Here is a 21,074-nt window from a genome sequence, read left to right as displayed (position 1 = left end):
GTGAGTTATATTAAAGTTGATAATAATAGTAATTATTACTATAATGAACAAAGGAGGTATGTCAAATGGAAAAAAAGGCACTTTATAATCTGTCGTATGGAGTATTTATGTTGTCTACTCGTTCTGGTGAGAAAGTGAATGGCTGTATTACAAACACTTGTATGCAAGTAGCGAACAATCCAATTCGAATTGCAATATCCGTTTTGAATAGTAATTATACTTGTGATTTAATTAAAGAGAGTGGTATATTTGCATTGAGTCTGCTGGATGTGAATTGTTCTTTTGAGACAATTAAGCATTTTGGTTTTCAGTCAGGAAGAGATGTGGATAAGATGAAAGATCTTTCGTTGCCGCTTGATCATAACGATATACCATATTTGGGATATCAGACATGTGCTGTTATTAGTGGGAAGGTTTTAGAACAGCAGGATCTTGGCACACACACATTGTTTATTGCAGAAGTGACAGATGCGAAGTTGTTGAATGAGAACGAACCACTTACTTACGCTGATTATCAGAATCGCGTAAAACCAAAGAAGAAAGAGATACCTCAGGATAAGAAGATTGTTGGCTGGAGATGTAAGATTTGTAATTATGTCTATGAAGGAAGTGAGCTTCCACCGGATTATACATGTCCTCTTTGTGGACACGATATCAGTGATTTCGAGCCAATATATGAAAGGAGATAATGAATTATGAAGTATGTATGTGATTTATGTGGATGGGAATATGATGAGGAGCAGGGATATCCAGAAGGCGGTATTGAACCAGGAACAAAATGGGAAGATGTGCCGGAAGATTTTGAATGTCCGTTATGCATGGCCGGAAAGGATCAATTCTCAGAAGAATAAGAATTTTTAGTAGAATGGAAAAACAAATTGATTATAAAAACCTTGTAAGGGAGATAGTTACGTTGACTGTAGCAGTATTTATTATTGCTGCGGCGGTATATTTCTTTTTGGTTCCCAGCCACACTTCGGTTAGTAGTATTTCAGGTCTGGGAATCATCCTTACAAATTTTATACCATTGCCACTCTCTGTGATTACAATGGTTATGAATGTAGTACTTCTGTTGATTGGATTTATTACATGTGGTAAAGAATTTGGGACAAAGACAGTTTATACCAGTGTTGCATTGCCATTTTTTTTATGGATATTTGAACGTATTCTTCCGGATATCGGCTCTTTGACAGATAGTCAGGAATTGGATGTGCTTTGTTATGTTTTAGTAGTCAGCATAGGTCTGAGTATTCTTTTTAATATGAATGCATCTTCCGGAGGTCTTGATATTGTAGCAAAGATCATGAATAAATATTTGCATATAGAGATGGGAAAAGCTATGTCATTAGCCGGGATGTGTGTGGCATTGTCAGCGGCACTTGTGTACGATAAGAAGACGGTTGTTTTGAGCGTTCTTGGCACATATTTTAATGGCATGGTAGTGGATCATTTTATCTTTGGTCAAAATCTGAAGAGGCGAGTTTGTATTATTACTCAGTATGAAGAAGAACTTCGAAAGTTTATTATCCATGATCTGCATAGCGGGGCAACGATATATGAGGCTTTTGGTGCTTACAATAAGGAAAAGCGGCATGAAATTATCACCATCGTAGATAAGAATGAGTATCAAAAATTGATGAGCTATATCAATAAGCTTGATCCGAAGGCATTTATTACAGTTTATACAGTAGCAGACATGCGTTATCAGCCTAAAACAATAGGAGCTTCAGCAAAATGAAATCATTCAAATTTAGTCAGATAGATATCAGTGCAGCGGTATTACATATTATTGCAATGGCACTTATGTTAATGGATCATCTATGGGCGACACTTTTTCCAGCGCAAGATTGGATGACTTGTGCAGGAAGAGTAGCATTTCCCATTTTTGCTTTTATGACAGTGGAAGGGTATTTTTATACACATAATTTGAAAAAATATATTTTTCGACTCTTATTATTTGCAGTACTTTCAGAAGTTCCCTTCGATTTGATGTATGGAGGTACATGGTTTTATCCGGTCCATCAAAATGTTATATGGACGTTCCTTATAGGACTGCTTGGAATCTATTTGATGGAGAAAACACGGAAAATGCAAAAGAAATGGGTGTATTTACCGATAGCAATTATTGTTGTTGTAGTGGGAATGATGCTGGGAACAATATGCATGGTAGATTACTATGGTGCTGGGGTTTTGACAGTGTTTCTTTTCTATTTTTTTAGAGGACGAAAATGGTGGTGTCTGTTAGGGCAATTTCTTACACTTTATTGGATAAATATAGAATTACTAGGAGGCTTGATGTATCCGGTCCAATTGTTTGGTGTGAAATTTGAATTTTGCCAGCAAGGATTAGCACTGCTGGCTTTGATTCCTATCTGGCTATATCGTGGACGTCAGGGATATCACAGCAAGTTATTCCAGTATAGTTGTTATGCGTTTTATCCGGTGCATATGTTAGTGCTTGTGTTGATATTGGAGTGTGTAAATTAACAATAAGAAGAACAATAAGAAGATAAAAAAAGGAATGGACTTTTTCATACAGAAACTGTATAATTATTAAAAAAATAATTGAGTCAGTTGAAAGTCTAAGACGAAATGTTACATGTCTATAGAATAATAGTTAATTGTAATGTGTAAGATGCATTGTCTGGAAGGACAATGCATCTTTTGGGTTTGAAGAGTTAATTTGAATGAAACTGAAGGAATAAAAAACAGCAAGGTGGGAACAACATGAAAGGAAGAAGAATTATTGCAGGGATGCTGCTTGTGGGTATATTAATTACATCTTTGACAGGATGCAGTGAATCAGTGCATCAAAAAAAAGAAAAAAATAAGCCTACAATTACACTTGGAAGTGATAGCTATCCCCCATATAATTATCTGAATGAAGATGGAATTCCGACAGGAATTGATGTAGATTTGGCAACGGAAGCATTTGAAAGAATGGGCTATAAGGTAGATGTTGTACAGATTAACTGGGAGAAGAAAAAGGAACTGGTGGAAAGTGGCGAAATTGACTGTATTATGGGATGCTTTTCCATGGAAGGAAGACTGGATGAGTACCGCTGGGCAGGACCATATATATCAAGTCGTCAGGTGGTTGCGGTGAATGAAAACAGTGACATTTATGAACTGAAAGATTTGGAAGGAAAAAATGTTGCAGTTCAGTCAACGACTAAGCCAGAAGGTATCTTTTTGAAACGAACGGATGAGAGAATTCCGAAGATTGCTAATTTGATCAGTCTTGGCCATAGAGAACTAATCTACTCTTTTCTTGGAAAAGGTTATGTAGATGCAGTAGCAGCACATGAAGAGTCTATTGTACAGTATATGAAAGATTATGATACAAACTTTCGTATTTTAGAAGAACCGTTGATGACAGTTGGAATAGGTGTTGCATTTGCTAAAAATGATGACAGAGGCATTTGTGAAGAGCTGGATCAGATATTAGAAGAAATGCGTCAGGATGGGACATCGTTGAAAATAATCGGAAAATATCTGGATGACCCGGAAAAATATCTGGAGGTGGATGGTTTTGAATATTAAAAGAAACCCAAAAGAAATGAAAAAGCGCTTCTGGATGTTTGGGGCTTTGATAGGTGTCTGTGTAGTGATAGTTTCTGGATTGTATTTTTTTCATAAAGAAAAAACAGATGCAGAGGCCAGACTGATTGAAATCGTAAATTATGTCAAGGTTCAGTGTTCTACTTATACACATTACAATGAGGCTACAGAATCCAAAAGTCTTCTCAGAACGATTGAGAGTGCTCGTCAGATGAGCACGAACATCGATATCGAGATAGAAAATGGCGGGCAGTTAAGTCAGGAATTATTAAAAGAAAATTTGCAGACACTGTGGGTGGATGGAATTCTTGTACTTAATGCAGATGGAAGAGTAGTTTGTGAATATAGTGCAAACGAAAAATATACGGAAAAAGCAGTTCGTTATTTACAAAAAGATGTCATTATGGATTTTATAGAATATGAAGAACGTTCGTATTCTGAGAGAATCAATCTTGATGATGGCAGTTGTATTGATCTTGCAGCCTGTGCCAGAAAAGACGCTCCGGGAGTGGTTGCTATATATTATTATACTCCGTCAGAATATATGCGAAATTATACATTGACAATGCAGAGCCTTTTAAATGGTTACAGTACGGAAAAGGACGGAACAATTGTTGTTGCAGATAGCGGGATGATTATTGCCAGCAATGACGAAAATCTGTTAGGACAGTCTACAGCTGAAAATGAGGTTGTCCAGACAATGAAACAGCATACGGATAGTCATCATATTTTTCATTTGAAAAATGAAGGAACCGGATGTTATGGAATTATGCTAAAACAAAGAGATTATTATATTTATGCATATATTCCAGATAAAAAAATATTTCAGAATCTTCCGTTAAATATAATTTTTGTGACGTTTTTATATTTGCTTTTGCTTAGTGTTTCATGGGTGAGGATACAGAAAGCAAGTGCAGAGCGAGAAAAACAAGAAATAGAAAAAGAAGAGAAGTATAAAGAAGAGCTTCTTAAGGCAGCAAAAAGAGCGGAAGCTGCTAACAGAGCAAAAACCGAGTTCCTCCAGCGAATGAGCCATGATATCCGCACTCCGCTCAATGGAATCTGTGGTATGCTCGATGTGGCAGATCATTATGCGGAGAGTTTGGATAAACAGACAGAATGTCGCGAAAAAATCAAAGAGGCTTCGCATTTGTTATTAGAGCTGGTAAATGAAGTTCTGGATATGAGTAAGCTGGAATCCGGTGAAGTTATTTTGGAAGAGAGTCCGTTTGATTTGTATAATATTTCAGAAGAGGTATTGACTGTAATCGAGTTACTGGCAGATGAGAGAAATATTAAGCTGATTTGGGAAAAACAGGAAATAACTCATTGGAATCTGCTGGGAAGTCCGGCACATGTAAAACGGATTTTAATGAATATTCTAAGCAATGCGGTGAAATACAATAAGGATAATGGAAGTATATATATTCAATGCAGAGAAGTTCCTTATAATCAGGAAGGTATGACGATGATGGAATTTATTTGTCGCGATACCGGCATGGGTATGAGCAAGAAATTTCAGAAAATAATTTTTGAACCGTTTGCACAAGAGAACGCAGGAAGTCGTTCTAAATATAATGGAACAGGACTTGGAATGCCTATCACGAAAAATCTTGTGGAAAAAATGGGAGGAACGATTCGTTTTGAAAGTGAAGAAGGAGTAGGAACTACATTTGTAATTCGGATTCCATTTAAGATTGATGTAGAGATTGATAGAATGGAAAAAGAAGAAAGACCTGTGATCTCTCTTCATGGATTGCATATTTTGCTTGTAGAAGATAATGAGCTGAATATGGAAATTGCGGAGTTCATTGTGACAAATGAAGGTGCTGTGGTTACAAAGGCGAAAAATGGAAAAGAAGCGGTGGATTACTTTGAAAATTCTTCCGTTGGGACATATGATGCAATTCTTATGGATGTAATGATGCCGGTTATGGACGGATTAACTGCTTCAGAAACAATTCGAAAAATGGGCAGAGCAGATGCAAAGACAATACCAATCATAGCAATGACAGCCAATGCATTTACAGATGATAAGATGAAAGCAAAAGAAGCAGGAATGGATGCACATATAGCAAAACCATTGAACAGGGAAGTGCTGGTTGAGACTGTTTTCAAGGTTATCACTAAGAAAAGCAGAGGGAATAAAGCAGAAAATGAAATGCACGTTAGAAGTGATGAGAATGAAATATAAATAGTCTTAGACAAGGAAGTTGTGGCAAAGATGGACAAAACCAAGAAAAGAATTAATTTAAATAATCAATTTTTAGAGCAGGCGGTTTTTGCAATTGCAGACGGATATTGTAGTATAAATCTCACGAAAGATTTGGTGCCGGGGGTTATGCATCAGGTTGTAGATGGAGTAGACTATGATTTAAATGAGCAATTGGGAATGCCGGAAAATTCCAGTTTTTCAGAATTGGTCAAGATGTGGGCTTTAACGATTCCGAAAGAGGAAAGAAAAGAATTCTTAGAAATTTTGAACCGAGAGAAACTTTTAGAACGTTTTTATAAGGGTGAACAGCACATTACGTTTAATTACTGGACGAGAACAGTAAAGTATGAATCGATGTTTGCGGAACATCATATGGCAATATTTGAGGATGAAGAAACAGAAGATGTTCTGGCGGTTAATTATGTGTTAGACCGGACAGAACAATACCATCTGGAACAATATAAAAAAGAGCTGGAACAGAAAAACAAAGAACTGGAAAGACTGTTAAAAAGAGAAAAAAATTACAATAATAAAATATATCGAGATGCATTGACCGGAGTATTTAATCGACGATATTATGAGGAAGTTGTAAAAAACTCTGTTGAGGATGCCGGAATTGCCTTAATGGATCTGGACGATTTTAAGGTCAGTAATGATACATATGGACATCATGTTGGTGATGTTGCACTCAAGACTGCAGCAGAGGTGATTTTATCTTGTATCGGGGAGGAGGATATATTGATCCGATATGGTGGAGATGAATTTTTACTGATTCTTTCAGATATCAGGGAAGAAGATTTGAAAAATAAATTAAATCAGATTCGGGATAAAGTACGGAATGTAGTAATTCCGGGATATTCATATTTACATCTGTCTTTGAGTATAGGCGGAACGATAAAAACCAAGAAAGACGCGATAAAAGATGTTGTGTGTTATGTTGATCAGTTGATGTATCAGGCAAAGAATAAAAAGGATGAAGTTGTTGTATATCAGGATGGTGAAAAGCATTATTTACATGCATCTGTACAGGAAAATATGAAACAACAAATCTTAATCGTAGATGATTCGATGATGAATCGCGAGTTGCTGGCTGCAATTTTGGAAGATGATTATCGGATATTGGAGGCGAAAGATGGACAGGAGTGTTTGAACATACTTTATGAAAACAAAGGGGATATCGCGTTAGTACTGCTGGACATAAATATGCCGGTGTTGGATGGATTTGAAGTTTTACGTGCGATGAATGAAAATCAAATGATAGAGGATGTTCCTGTTATTATGATTTCCAGTGATGATTCAGAAGAGGCCATTCGAAGATCGTATGACCTGGGAGCATCAGACTATGTTAATCGACCATTTGATGCAAGGATTGTTTATCGACGCGTAATGAACACGATAAAACTTTATTCGAAACAACGAAGATTAGTACAAATGGTTTCAGAACAGATACAGAAACGTGAACACAATACGTCTGTGTTAGTAGGTGTTTTAAGTCAGATTGTTGAATTCCGTAACGGAGAAAGCGGAGATCATGTCCGTCATATCAGTATGATCACAGAAATGCTGCTGGAGCATTTACTTAAGATGACGAGTAAATATAATATCAGTCCTGAAGAGAAAGAAAATATCCCTCTTGCATCGGCACTTCATGATATTGGAAAAATTGCGATTGATGAAAGAATTCTCAATAAACCGGGAAAACTGACAGAGGAAGAATTTGCAATTATGAAGACACACAGCATGCAAGGGGCAGAGATATTAGATAAACTGGATAATTATAAATCTGAGCCTTTAATACATACAGCATATGAAATTACAAGATGGCACCATGAACGATGGAATGGTCAGGGGTATCCGGATGGTTTGAAGGGGGATGAGATTCCAATCAGTGCCCAGATTGTTTCGATGGCAGATGTGTATGATGCCTTAACCAGTGAGAGATGCTATAAAAAAGCATTTTCACATGAAACAGCTATTCAGATGATTCAGAACGGAGAATGTGGAGCGTTTAACCCAGTGCTTATTGAATGTTTGACGGAGATTCAAGATGAATTGAAAAATTATACGCAGCATCTGGCAGATAAATAATAAAATAAAAAATGCACTTGTAAGTTTTGAATGTCTTACAAGTGCGTTTCTTTTTTTATAAAATATCACTTCCGTCCGGAATCGTTGAAATAATAGTACGATAAATTCGGAAAAGAAACAATAACGAAACCATAAGGGATACAATTTCTGCAATCGGGAAAGACCACCATACTGCGTGAAGTCCTCCAAGCTTAGATAAAATGTAGGCTGCAGGAACCAAAATAATAAGTTGACGCATAATGGATACGATCATGCTGAATACTGCTTTTCCAAGAGCCTGGAAAACGGTACCGCAGATGATACAGAACCATGCGATCAGATAGTGGATACCGATAATCCGAAGTGCAGGGACACCAATTTTGAGCATATCTGCTGATGCACTAAACATTCCAAGTAATGTCTGAGGAATAAACTCAAAACAAAGAAATCCGACAAATGTCAGGCAGAATGCAGTAATCATACTTAATTTAATTGTTTTAATCATACGTTTTCTATTTTGTGCACCATAGTTGAATGCAATGATTGGAGTAATACCATTGTTCAAACCAAATACAGGCATAAAGAAGAAGCTTTGCAGTTTGAAGTACACACCAAAAACAGCAGTGGCAGTTGAAGAAAATTCAATCAAAATACGGTTCATGGAGTATGTCATAACAGAACCAATGGACTGCATGATGATAGAAGGAATGCCAATCGCATAAATTGTTCCGATAATTCTTCCGCTTGGACGAAAACCGCGGAAGATAAGTTTTACCTCGTGGTTGTATTTGTGATTGCACGTAAATGCAACGACTGCGGCAACGCATTGTCCGATCACGGTTGCGACAGCAGCACCGGTCACACCCATCTTAGGGAGTCCGCATAATCCGAAAATTAAGATCGGATCAAGAATGATATTTGTAATCGCTCCACATAACTGTGAAGTCATGCTGAAGATTGTCTTTCCGGTTGAAGTCAGAAGACGCTCAAAATAAATCTGTGAAAGTAAACCGAAAGAAAAAATCATAACAGTACTTAAGTAGTCGATTCCCATCTCCATAATCTCAACATCGGCATGTCCCATCTGACTCATGTAAAAAGGTTTGACAATAGTAAACCCGAGAATACAAATTACGACGTAACTTACAAAATAGAGAAATGCCGCATTGGAAGCAATTCGATTTACTTCGTCTGAGCGACGCTCACCAAGTGCTTTGGAAAGCAATGCATTCATACCGACGCCGGTACCAGTTGCAACAGCGATTAAGAGCATCTGCAAAGGGAAGGCGAGTGAAACGGCAGTAAGTGCATTTTCAGATAATTTAGATACAAAAATACTGTCTACAATATTATAAAGTGCCTGCACGAGCATGGAAATCATCATAGGTAAAGACATGTTAAACAGAAGTTTACCAATCGGCATGGTTCCCATTTTATTTTCTGCTGCAGGGGCAGTTTTCATTTCTTGACTCATGTTTTCCTCCTTGTGGTTATTTTTTTGAAGTTGTATAAAAACACTAATTAATTATCATAGCATGGTGAAAAAAAACATACAAGGTTTTTTGTGTATATTTTGAGGTACATTTTTAGTAAAACAGATTTTGAAAGCATGTTAGCATTATCTTGAATTTATAGCAAAACAAGAGTATAATCAAAACATTGATGAGAGTTAAAATAAAGGGTGTAAGAAATAGGAGGATTAATTATGATCACTTGGAACAACTTAGATAAGCTTACTTCTTATCAGGAACTGGCAAAGACAAATAAAGTAAAACTTGCAGAGGTAATGTCAGGAGAGAATGGTGCAAAGAGAGTAAAAAATTACAATATACCTATGGCAGCCGGACTGGCATACAACTATGCAGCAAAACAGGTTGACGAAGAGGTACTTGCAGCACTTGGCAAATTGGCAGAAGAAGCACAGCTGACAGAAAAATTCGAAGCTCTTTACAACGGAGAAGTAATTAACACAGGAGAAAAACGTCTTGTTCTCCATCACATGACACGCGGACAGCTCGGTGATGCAGTAGAGGCAGACGGAGTAGATAAACGTGCTTTCTATGTAGAACAGCAGGAAAAGATTGCAGACTTTGCAAATAAAGTACATGCAGGCGAGATTACAAATGCAGCTGGAGAGAAATTTACAACAGTTGTTCAGATTGGTATCGGCGGAAGTGACCTTGGTCCTCGCGCGATGTATCTTGCACTTGAAAACTGGGCTAAAAAGAACAATACATTTAAGATGGAAGCAAAATTCATCAGTAATGTAGACCCGGATGATGCAGCAGCAGTTCTGAATTCTATTGATGTTGCACATTCTATTTTCGTACTTGTGTCAAAATCAGGTACAACACTTGAGACATTGACAAATGAATCATTTGTCAAAGATGCATTGAAGAATGCAGGATTAGACGCTTCTAAACATATGATCGCAGTTACAAGTGAGACATCCCCATTAGCTAAGAGTGATGATTATCTTGCAGCATTCTTTATGGATGATTATATCGGAGGTCGTTTCTCTTCTACATCAGCAGTTGGAGGAGCTGTATTATCACTGGCATTTGGACCGGAAGTATTTGCACAGTTCCTGGAAGGTGCAGCAGAAGAAGACAAGCTTGCTATGAATAAAGACATTCGTCAGAATCCGGAGATGCTGGATGCATTGATCGGTGTATATGAGAGAAATGTACTTGGTTATCCAAGCACAGCAGTTCTTCCATATTCACAGGCACTTAGCCGTTTCCCGGCACATTTACAGCAGCTTGATATGGAATCTAATGGTAAATCAGTAAACCGCTTTGGTGAGCCGGTAGATTATGTAACAGGTCCGGTTATTTTTGGTGAGCCAGGAACAAACGGACAGCATTCATTCTATCAGCTTCTGCATCAGGGAACAGATATCGTGCCGCTTCAGTTTGTTGGATTTAAGAACAGCCAGATTGGTACAGATGTTGTTATCCAGGATAGCACAAGCCAGCAGAAATTATGTGCGAACGTAGCTGCACAGATTGTAGCATTTGCATGTGGTAAAGAAGATGAGAATCGTAATAAAAACTTTGAAGGTGGACGTCCATCAAGCATTATCGTTGGTGATCAGTTGACACCACAGGCTCTTGGAGCATTGCTTGCACACTTTGAGAACAAGATTATGTTCCAGGGATTTGTATGGAATGTAAACAGCTTTGACCAGGAAGGTGTACAGCTTGGTAAAGTTCTTGCAAAACGCGTACTTGCACACGAGACAGACGGAGCATTGAAAGTATTTAGTGATCTGTTAAATATTTAAGAATCCGATAGGTAAAAAGGTAGTGGCTCTTATTCATGGAAAAAGAGCCGCTGCCTTTTTTGTTTCGTTGGCTTTCATTTGACAGTACAAGGTACCCATGCTAAGATAATACTGCTTTACATAAAGAATAATACAATTGCATAGAAATGTGTGAGGTGTCAGTCAAAAGTAATTTTGACTGGTGAAAAGGGAAACAGGTGAGAATCCTGTACGAACTCGTCACCGTATTTTGCAAGCTTATGCGATACTCCACTAGGAAACTGGGAAGGAGAAAAGAAGCGATTGAGCAATGAGCCGGGAGACCTGCCTTTCACAGTACAGGAATAGAATATTCAGGCCACGAGGAACTGGCAGTACGAAATAGACTCCGAAAAATTGCATTTGTATAAAATGTATGGCAAAAACAGTTATAAACAGGAGGACAACAATGAAAAAGAAACTGGTAATCTTATGTATCGCAGCAGCAATGAGTGTATCTATGTTAGGTGGATGTGGAAATTCTGCAAAAACAACAGACAGCACGAAAACAGAGGATACGACAAAAGACAGTGATCAGGCGGCAGCCGATAAAGTTGCAAAGCTGATCGACGACATTTATGTACAGGAAAGAACAGACAAAACAGATGAGCAGTGTAAAGCGGCTAAAGAGGCCTGGGATGCACTTACGGATGCACAGAAAGAATTGGTAGAGGGAGAGAATGCAGATCCCGATTATTTTGGAAGAGACACAGGCGATGCATCAAAGGATGATCCTCTCAATGCAGATGACATCGGAGAAAATGAGCTTTTAGTAGTAAGCTTTGGAACATCATTCAATGACAGCCGTGCAACAGATATCGGTGGTGTGGAGAAGGCGCTTCAGGAAGCTTATCCTGACTGGTCCGTAAGAAGAGCATTTACAGCACAGATTATTATCAATCATGTACAGGCTCGTGATGACGAGAAAATTGATAATGTGGAACAGGCACTGGACCGAGCAGTAGATAATGGTGTTAAGAATCTGATCATTCAGCCGACACATTTAATGCATGGAGCAGAATATGATGAACTGACAGGGGTAGTTGAGAAATATCAGGATAAATTTGAAACTGTAAAAATTGCAGAACCACTTCTTGGAGAAGTTGGATCAGATGCATCAGTAATCAATGAAGATAAAGAAGCTGTAGCAAAAGCAATCACAGCAGAAGCTGTAAAAACAGCAAAATATGATAGTTTAGATGCAGCAGCTGAAGATGGAACAGCATTTGTATTTATGGGACACGGAACATCTCATACAGCAAAAATCAGTTATTCGCAGATGCAGACACAGATGGAAAATCTTGGATACAAGAATGTATTTATCGGAACAGTAGAAGGTGAACCGGAAGATACATCATGTGAAGCAGTGATTGAAAAAGTAAAAGATGCAGGATATAAAAACGTAATCCTTCGTCCACTTATGGTTGTGGCAGGAGACCATGCAAACAATGACATGGCAGGTGATGATGACGATTCATGGAAGAGTCAGTTTGAGGCATCTAAGGAATTTGACAGTGTAGAGACACAGATTGCAGGTCTTGGAGAGATTTCTGACATCCAGCAGTTATACGTGGCACATACAAAAGCAGCAATGGACGCAGAAGGAATCAAAACAGAGCAGACATCAAAAACAGCATTGGAAGATGGAACATATACAGCAGAATTTAATACAGACAGTTCTATGTTTCATGTAAATGAGGCAATGGATGGAAAAGGAACACTAACAGTAAAAAATGGTAAGATGACAATTCATGTCAGTCTTGTGTCAAAAAATATTGTAAATCTGTTCGAAGGAACAGCAGAAGATGCACAGAAAGATGGAGCAAAGCTGTTAGAACCTACGACTGATACAGTAAAATATAGTGATGGAACAAGCGAAGAGGTGAATGGATTCGATGTTCCGGTTCCGGCACTTGATAAAGAATTCGATCTTGCTTTAATTGGAACAAAAGGAAAATGGTACGATCATAAGGTGAGTGTATCCAATCCGGTAAAAGCAGAATAGTAAATACAAAGAAGATATTTGATTTAGGAAAATGAATCGAATATCTTCTTTTTTGGTTGCATAACATAGGATAAAAAAGTAAAATATTTATAGAAATCTAATACCGAACATGATGAAAATTTCAATATAAAGGAGTCGATATGAAAGATATCTATATTATTTTAATTCCGTTTCTGGGGACTTCGCTTGGCGCAGCATGTGTATTCTTTATGAAAAATTCGCTGAGTGATTCTGTAGAGCGGTCGTTGACTGGATTTGCCGCAGGAGTAATGATAGCAGCATCCGTATGGAGTCTGTTAATTCCGGCAATCGAGCAGTCAGAAAATATGGGAAAATGGTCGTTTATTCCGGCAGTGATAGGATTCTGGGCCGGGGTACTTTTTTTGTTGTTACTAGATCGTGCAATTCCGCATTTGCATCGGAATAGTGAGAAAGCAGAAGGACCAAAGAGTAAATTACAGAGGACAACGATGATGGTGCTGGCAGTAACGCTTCACAATATTCCGGAAGGTATGGCAGTCGGAGTGGTTTATGCAGGATACTTATCTGGAAATGAAAAGATTACAGCAGCAGGTGCACTTGCCTTATCTATTGGAATTGCAATACAGAACTTCCCGGAGGGGGCAATTATTTCATTGCCGCTTAGAGCAGAAGGAATGAAGAAACCAAAAGCATTTGTGGCTGGTGTATTGTCTGGAATTGTAGAACCGATAGGAGCAGTACTGACAGTTTTAGCAGCAGGATTGATCATTCCGTCAATGCCATATCTTTTAAGCTTTGCGGCAGGCGCAATGATATATGTGGTGGTTGAAGAGTTAATTCCGGAGATGTCTCAAGGTGAACATTCCAATATAGGGACAGTATTTTTCGCAGTTGGATTTACTGTTATGATGATGTTGGATGTGGCACTTGGATAGTAAAAGTATGATTTTGGCAGAGAAAGAAATAAAAATGCATATTATAGACAAAAATATACATTTATCTTATAATGTATAAGGTTTACACACCAAAGAGGTAAAAAGATGAAATCAGATGTGGTTATGACAAGACAACAAGCTGACGAATGGATTGCACATTTAGAAAATATATTTTCAGTGGTTCGTCTACTCGATGCGGAAGATATTAAAAAGAGAATAGATGGGTTGGAAACAGATACACCTGTTACATGCCAGTGCTATTCATTCTGGAACAGGAAAGAACAATGCAGCAATTGTATATCAATCAAAGCTCTGCAAGAGAAAAGTCAATATACAAAGCTGGAATATCTCGGCTCGCAGATATTTTATGTGATTGCAAGATATGTAGAGATTGATGGAAAAGCATATGTAGTAGAAATGTTATCCTGTCTGGAAGATGAAACAGTATTGGATTCTAAAGGGAAAAGTCTTTTGATCAGTAAGTTGACTCAATATAATGAAGAGTTATATCAGGATGCACTGACAGGAGTATATAATCGTCGCTATTATGAAGCTTATGTGAAAAAAATGAACGGACGCATGGGCATTGCAATGATGGATTTGGATGACTTTAAATTATATAATGATACTTTGGGACATAATGCGGGAGATATGGTTTTAAAAACCGTATCCAGAGAAATTCAGGCATGCATCAGGAAAACCGATATATTGATCCGATTTGGAGGAGATGAATTTTTACTTTTACTTCCGGATATTGATGAGACAGTATTTGCAAAAAAATTAAGACAGATACAAAAGAGAATCTATGATGCAGAAGTACCGGAATACTCCTGGTTACACATTTCTGCAAGCATTGGCGGGGCATTGAAGGGCGAAGAGCCGATTGAAGAAACAGTTGCAAGAGCGGATCAGTTGATGTATCAGGCAAAAAAGAAAAAGAATATGATCGTGACTGATACAGATAAAACGAAAAATCTGGAAACAACAAGTAAACAACGCGTTTTAATTGTAGATGATTCAGAGATAAACAGAGAACTGCTTGCGGAAATGTTAAAAGATGATTTTGATATTATGGAAGCAGCCAGTGGTGAAGAATGCGTTGAAATATTGCAGAAGCAAGGGGCAGAAATTTCAATTATCTTATTAGATATCATTATGTCAGGAATGGATGGCTTTGATGTTTTGGAATATATGAATGAAAATCAATGGATCAAAGACATACCGGTTATAGTTATTTCACAGGATAATTCCATTGCAAGTGTGACGAAAGCATATCGGATGGGTGCATCGGAGTATATTGGCAGACCATTTGATGCAAAGGTTATCTATCAGAGAGTTTGTAATGTAATCAAGCTATATGTAAAGCAGAGAAGATTGATTGCGCTTGTGACAGAACAGATTTATGAGAAAGAAAAAAATGAACGAATACTGGTAGATTTGTTGAGTCAGATCGTTGAACTTCGTAATGGCGAAAACGGAGCACATATCCGTCACATGCACATTTTAACAGAGATGTTGTTGGAACAATTGGTTCAAAAGACAGACCGTTATAAGCTGAACTGGTCGGATCAGCTTGTTATTAAAACAGCGTCAGCGTTACATGATATTGGAAAAATCGGAATCAGTGAAAAGATTTTAAATAAAAAAGAGCCGCCGACAGAGCGGGAGAAAGAATTGGTACAGGCACATACCTTGCTCGGAGCATCGATGCTTGAAAATCTCGATTCACATAAAGAGGATGAGTTGGTAACAACAGCTTATGAAATATGCAGATGGCATCATGAAAGGTATGATGGAAAAGGCTATCCGGATGGACTTAAAGGGGAAGAGATTCCGATTTCAGCACAGATTGTTTCATTGGCAGATGCCTATGATAAATTGACGCGGGACCGTGTGAATAAGAAAGGTGTTTCTCACAAGGAAGCAATGCGTATTCTATTGCAGGAGAGAGCTGAGGAATTTAATCCGATTCTGTTAGAATGTCTTGAGGAAATCCAGGAAAACATCAGTAGAGCTATGCAGGATGGAGGCAGGGATTTAGAAGTATTCAACGAGGGCTCTGCTTATAAAAAAATGATAGAAGAGGCTGAGGAATAGAACATCTATGATGACAGAACTTGAAAAATATTACAATAAGTTTAACGAAGAAAAACGTCTGACAAGCAGACATGGTCAGGTGGAGTTTATTACTTCTATGAAATATATTCATAAATATTTGCCTGTGGATAAGTCTGCAAAAATTCTGGATGTGGGTGCGGGAACCGGAAGATATAGCGTTCAACTCGCCGAAGAAGGATACGATGTGACAGCAGTAGAACTTGTGAAATACAATCTGGGAATTTTGAAAAAGAAAAACAGTGCTGTAAAAGCATATCAGGGAAATGCAATGAAGCTTTCCCGTTTTCAGGACAAAGAGTTTGATCTGATTCTTATATTTGGACCGATGTACCATTTGTACTCAAAGGAGGATAAGGTGAAAGCTCTTACTGAAGCGAAACGTGTGTTAAAAGATGAAGGTGTGATTCTGGTGGCATACTGTATGAATGAGTATAGTGTTTTGACTTATGGGTTTAAACAGAATCACATTTTGGAATGTATGGAAAACGGTAAGATAGATGAAAAATTCAGAGTACAGCCGGAAGAGGCCGATTTGTATGATTATGTGAGACTGGAAGATATCGATTCATATAATGATGCGGCAGGAATGGAACGTATACAGATCATTTCTGCAGATGGTCCGTCGGATTATATGCGACCGGTATTAAATGCGATGGATGAAAAAACATTTCAGACATTTATAGAATATCATTTGTCTACTTGCGAGCGCCTGGAACTGGTGGGGGCCGGTTCACATACGGTAGACATTATAAGGAAAAAGGATAATAAAAAACATGAATGATTTAAAACCAAAGTTGTTTGAAGTATTAAAAGATTATAATAAAGAACAATTGATGAAGGATATCATTTCCGGAATCATTGTTGCGATTATTGCATTACCACTTTCAATTGCGCTTGCAATTGCTTCCGGAGTAGGGCCTGAGCAAGGTCTTTATACTGCAATCATTGCAGGCTTCTTTATTTCGTTTTTTGGTGGAAGCCGTGTGCAGATTGGAGGCCCAACGGCGGCGTTTGTCGTAATTATATATGGGATTGTTGCCCAGTATGGAACAGACGGGCTGGTTGTAGCGACGATTTTAGCCGGAATTATTCTGGTAATCATGGGATTGTGTAGATTTGGTTCCTTGATCAAATATATTCCATATACAATAACGACAGGGTTTACCTGTGGTATCGCAGTGACCTTATTTGTCGGACAGTTGAAAGATTTCTTCGGTCTTGAGATGGGAGCAGTTCCATCCGAGTTTGTGCAAAAAATCATTGCGTATGCAAATCATATTTCAACAATTAATGTAGTTGCCCTGGGGATTGGCGTACTTGCTGTTGTAATCATGCTTGTGTGGCCGAAGGTGACAGATAAAATTCCGGGTTCTTTAGTTGCTATTATTATAACAACAGCAATCGTATATTTTGCTAATCTTCCGGTCAATACGATAGGAAGTGTTTACGGAGAATTAAATTCTTCATTCCCGGCATTTCATATGCCATCCGTGTCTTTTGAGTTGGTACAGGAGATGCTTTCACCTGCATTTACAATTGCAATTCTGGCTGGAATCGAATCTCTTTTATCAGCAGTTGTTTCAGATGGTATGATAGGAGATAATCATAAGTCGAATGCAGAACTTATCGGACAAGGACTTGGAAATATTTTCTCAGGACTTTTTGGAGGAATTCCTGCTACAGGTGCAATTGCCAGAACAGCGGCAAATGTAAGAAATGGGGGACGTACTCCGATTGCCGGAATTGTACATTGTATCACACTGGCAATTATTTTACTTCTTCTAATGCCGCTTGCAGCATTGATTCCGATGACAACGCTTGCAGCAGTACTTCTTGTTGTAGCAGCAAATATGGCAGACTGGAATTCGTTTTTCAGACTGTGTAAAACAGCACCGAAGAGTGATGTGATTGTGTTAGTTGCAACCTTCTTCCTGACAGTATTCTTTGATCTTGTAGTTGCAATTGAAGTAGGTGTTGTGCTTGCATCCTTGTTATTTATGAAACGTATGGCAGAAACAGCAGATATTAAAACATGGAAATACGTTGATGAGCCGGATATCACACCTGGTGAAGCTGAAAAATTAAGAGATATCCCTCGAAGTATTCGTGTGTTTGAGATTTCAGGACCATTGTTCTTTGCAGCAGCAGACCAGATATTAAGCATTAACAGTGATCACAGAACAAAGGTGATCGTAATTCGAATGAGAAGTGTACCGGCCATTGATGCAAGTGCGATGAAAACGTTGAGAGAGCTTGCAAAACGGGCTGAGAAAAAACATATTACAATTATATTCTCTCATGTAAATGAACAGCCGATGGCAGTTATGGAGAAAGATCATTTTGTAGAAGATGTTGGTAAAGATAATTTCCGTACAAATATCGTTGAAGCATTGGATTATGCAGAGTCTCTTGTAAAATAGTATGAAGAAGGAATAAGGTATAGAATGAATAAAAAGAAAATAGGCCGAATAATAGAGTTCTTACTAATTATTCTTTGTATTATGTCGCTTGTGTTTTTGGTGATACAGACATATCAAAAAAAGGAAGAGATGGAGAGTAGGGTAACAGAAATTTCATCAGATTGGTTTTATTATCAAGATGGCAAAAAAATAGAGGTAAATCTGCCCGTAACGATTACGAATTATAAGGAAGATACTCTTAATCTGTATCATGTAGGTATTACCGGTGAGGAGGATTTGAAAACAATTATTACAAAAGGTGCATATTATCGGATTCAGATTAAATTGGGAGCACGGGTATTATATGAATATAATGACGAAGTGTTTCCAAGAAACGCTCAGATGCGGCATAAATTAGAGTGTCGAACGCAGCTTCCGGATCATGTTGGCGGAAAGAAAATAACCTGCGTGTATAAAAATGATGGCAGCAACACTTTTAAAATCGAACCCATATATATTGGATATAGTGATGCAGTTCTGCGTTATCAGCTGACTTCTGAAGGTTTGGTATTGTTGCTTGTGTTTATCATGTTTTTAATCAGCATGGCATCATTAGTAGTTCATATTTATTTAAAATACAAGAAGGTTGTAGAAACACGATTTTTACATGCAGCGATTTACTTGGTCAGTTGTGGAATATGGTGTCTGACAGATACCTCTCTGTTTCAGAACTTGTTTGATTACTCTCCGGCAGTAGCTTATGTTTCGTTTTACATGTTTATGTTTTTCCCTATTCCGATGATTCATTTTATTGGGGATACCAGAGGAATGGAGAAATATAGGATTCTGAATTGGTTGAAGTATATTTTTTATGTAAATATTCTGGTACAGAGTGTATTGAAACTGCTTCAAGTATTTGAGCTTATCGATATGCTGAGAATTACGCATATACTTATTGTAATCGCAATTATAATATTGGAAATATGCTTATATAAAGAATATCAGGAAAAAAGGACGGAAGAAATCAGAACAATTTTATTTGCATTTGTAGTAGTATCTGTAATAGGAATCACTTCATTGCTGCTCTACTGGGTATTTGATATTACGAGATATGGTTTCATATTTGAGCTTGGAAATCTGATCTTTTCCATTATTTTGATGAGTGGATTGTTACATACAGCATTTCATAATATGCAGTTTCGAGTAGAGGCAACGATTTATAATAAACTGGCACGTAGAGACAACCTGACACAGTTGCCGGATATTCAGTATTTTCAAGAGTGGCTGCCAGAACAGAAGGTTTCTAAAATCTATATGACAGCAGTTGTGCTGTTTCAATTAAAACGTGTGAATACGATTTATGGAACAAGCTTTGGAAATGAAATGCTTCGGAAAGTATCAGAGTACATAAAGGAGCGTGTGGATGTAAACCAGATGTTCCGTGTAGGAGGAAATCAGTTTATTCTTACTGCATATTCAAAATCTGAGGCAAAGCGGATGCAAAAGGAACTGAAAGAATTATTTGACGAAGAGCTTCGGATTGGTGAAGAACAAATTCATATTCCGGCAATCATATGTAGTGTGGAATATGAACATGGTCAGGAGAGTGAGGTAGTCCTATCATATATTGAATATCTGACGGCGCAGGCAGTAAAAAGTGGTGATACAATCGTGATCCAAGGCAATCAAGAAACCATGGATGGCTTTCAATATGAAAAGGAAATCGAAAGCTTTCTGCCAAAAGCAATCCGTGAGGATTTATTTGAAGTATATTATCAGCCGATATATTCATTAGAAAGACAAAGGTTTGTAGCGGTAGAAGCACTAAGCCGTTTAAGACATCCGAAATTTGGTATGATACCGCCGGATGTATTTATTAGAATTGCAGAAAATACGGGTCAGATTAATGCGTTAAGTTCTCTTCAATTTCGAAGAATCTGCCGTTTTATGAAAGCAAATCCTAAGTTGCGAGAAAAGTTACTAAGTGTGAAATTTAATCTTTCCCCGGCACAGTTTTTGAAAAAGGGATACTGTCATAGTTTGATAGCTATGATCCGCGAATACGATCTTCCGGTTTCATTTTTCCAGTTCGAGATTACGGAGACGGTGGCAACAGAATATAATGAAGAACTTTATCGTTTTGTAAAAGAATTACAGGCAGAAAGAATAGGATTGTGTCTGGATGATTTTGGTTCAGGGTATGCAAATCTGAATACTGTATTAAAACTTCCGTTTGCATGTGTTAAGATGGATCGTTCATTACTTCAGGGAATTATGGAAGATGAAAAAGTAGCAAGGTTCTATCGAAATATGTGTGCAATTCTAAAAAATCAGGGATATAATCTGATCGCAGAAGGTGTGGAAGAAAAGAAAGAAGTAGAATTGCTAAACCAGTGGGGAATCGACCTGATTCAGGGATATTATTTCTCCAGACCGGTATGCGAGGAAGAGCTATTGAGACAAATCGTGGACTAAAATGAATGGAGAT

The 21,074-nt window shown here is 37.8% G+C and carries 14 protein-coding genes, 1 pseudogene and 1 riboswitch; of the genes and pseudogenes, 14 read left to right on the top strand and 1 reads right to left on the bottom strand.

Annotated features, from left to right (window positions below):
• Positions 1-65: 65 nt before the first annotated feature.
• From D8Q48_RS06070 to D8Q48_RS06040, 7 genes are all read left to right on the top strand, one after another.
• On the top strand, positions 66-689 hold the full coding sequence (locus tag D8Q48_RS06070; RefSeq protein WP_117990172.1) for a flavin reductase: 624 nt from the start codon (positions 66-68) through the stop codon (positions 687-689).
• A 6-nt stretch (positions 690-695) separates the two neighbouring features.
• Positions 696-851, top strand: coding sequence for a rubredoxin (locus D8Q48_RS06065; protein ID WP_022075017.1), 156 nt, complete (start codon positions 696-698; stop codon positions 849-851).
• A 14-nt stretch (positions 852-865) separates the two neighbouring features.
• Complete coding sequence (locus D8Q48_RS06060) at positions 866-1,738, top strand: YitT family protein (RefSeq protein WP_121055871.1); 873 nt, start codon at positions 866-868, stop codon at positions 1,736-1,738.
• Positions 1,735-2,487, top strand: coding sequence for a TraX family protein (locus D8Q48_RS06055; protein WP_117990174.1), 753 nt, complete (start codon positions 1,735-1,737; stop codon positions 2,485-2,487). The genes D8Q48_RS06060 and D8Q48_RS06055 overlap by 4 nt, the downstream gene beginning before the upstream one ends.
• 240 nt (positions 2,488-2,727) lie before the next feature.
• Complete coding sequence (locus D8Q48_RS06050) at positions 2,728-3,543, top strand: ABC transporter substrate-binding protein (protein WP_118688511.1); 816 nt, start codon at positions 2,728-2,730, stop codon at positions 3,541-3,543.
• A complete protein-coding gene (locus D8Q48_RS06045; protein ID WP_121055869.1) occupies positions 3,527-5,755 on the top strand; it encodes an ATP-binding protein in 2,229 nt (742 codons plus the stop codon). The genes D8Q48_RS06050 and D8Q48_RS06045 overlap by 17 nt, the downstream gene beginning before the upstream one ends.
• A gap of 30 nt (positions 5,756-5,785) precedes the next feature.
• Positions 5,786-7,864 (top strand): diguanylate cyclase, encoded by a 2,079-nt coding sequence (locus tag D8Q48_RS06040; RefSeq protein WP_121055867.1) that lies wholly within the window; start codon positions 5,786-5,788, stop codon positions 7,862-7,864.
• A 55-nt stretch (positions 7,865-7,919) separates the two neighbouring features.
• Here D8Q48_RS06040 and D8Q48_RS06035 read toward each other — a convergent pair whose 3' ends face one another.
• Entirely contained in the window at positions 7,920-9,317 is a 1,398-nt protein-coding gene (locus D8Q48_RS06035) for an MATE family efflux transporter (RefSeq protein WP_121055865.1), read from the bottom strand.
• A gap of 231 nt (positions 9,318-9,548) precedes the next feature.
• On the opposite strand from D8Q48_RS06035, the gene D8Q48_RS06030 reads away from it, so the two are divergent.
• The 7 genes and pseudogenes from D8Q48_RS06030 to D8Q48_RS06000 all read left to right on the top strand — a co-directional run bounded on the left by D8Q48_RS06030 (position 9,549) and on the right by D8Q48_RS06000 (position 21,061).
• Positions 9,549-11,129 carry a glucose-6-phosphate isomerase gene (locus tag D8Q48_RS06030; RefSeq protein ID WP_121055863.1) on the top strand — a complete coding sequence of 527 codons (1,581 nt, stop codon included), beginning with the start codon at positions 9,549-9,551 and terminating at the stop codon, positions 11,127-11,129.
• Positions 11,130-11,265: 136 nt separating this feature from the next.
• Positions 11,266-11,455, top strand: a riboswitch (cobalamin riboswitch).
• Positions 11,456-11,556: 101 nt separating this feature from the next.
• Positions 11,557-12,747 (top strand): annotated as a pseudogene (locus D8Q48_RS06025) (sirohydrochlorin cobaltochelatase); the annotation flags it as partial.
• A gap of 545 nt (positions 12,748-13,292) precedes the next feature.
• Positions 13,293-14,069: a ZIP family metal transporter gene (locus tag D8Q48_RS06020; protein ID WP_117990181.1), complete on the top strand. Its 777-nt coding sequence runs from the start codon at positions 13,293-13,295 to the stop codon at positions 14,067-14,069.
• 105 nt (positions 14,070-14,174) lie between these two features.
• On the top strand, positions 14,175-16,166 hold the full coding sequence (locus D8Q48_RS06015) for a diguanylate cyclase (protein ID WP_121055858.1): 1,992 nt from the start codon (positions 14,175-14,177) through the stop codon (positions 16,164-16,166).
• Positions 16,167-16,173: 7 nt separating this feature from the next.
• Positions 16,174-16,968, top strand: a complete 795-nt coding sequence (locus D8Q48_RS06010; protein ID WP_121055856.1) for a class I SAM-dependent methyltransferase — start codon at positions 16,174-16,176, stop codon at positions 16,966-16,968.
• Positions 16,961-18,607: a sulfate permease gene (sulP, locus tag D8Q48_RS06005; protein WP_121055854.1), complete on the top strand. Its 1,647-nt coding sequence runs from the start codon at positions 16,961-16,963 to the stop codon at positions 18,605-18,607. The genes D8Q48_RS06010 and sulP overlap by 8 nt, the downstream gene beginning before the upstream one ends.
• A gap of 24 nt (positions 18,608-18,631) precedes the next feature.
• The gene (locus D8Q48_RS06000) at positions 18,632-21,061 is read left to right on the top strand and encodes a GGDEF domain-containing phosphodiesterase (RefSeq protein ID WP_121055852.1); all 2,430 of its coding nucleotides are present in this window, start codon (positions 18,632-18,634) and stop codon (positions 21,059-21,061) included.
• Positions 21,062-21,074 lie beyond the last annotated feature (13 nt).

Origin of the sequence: Ruminococcus sp. B05 (assembly GCF_003628495.1) — a bacterium.
In the GTDB taxonomy this organism is placed as follows: Bacteria; Bacillota; Clostridia; order Lachnospirales; family Lachnospiraceae; genus Schaedlerella; species Schaedlerella hominis.
The sequence above is the reverse complement of the archived record's forward strand: the minus strand, read 5'-3'. Positions and strand labels throughout refer to the sequence as shown.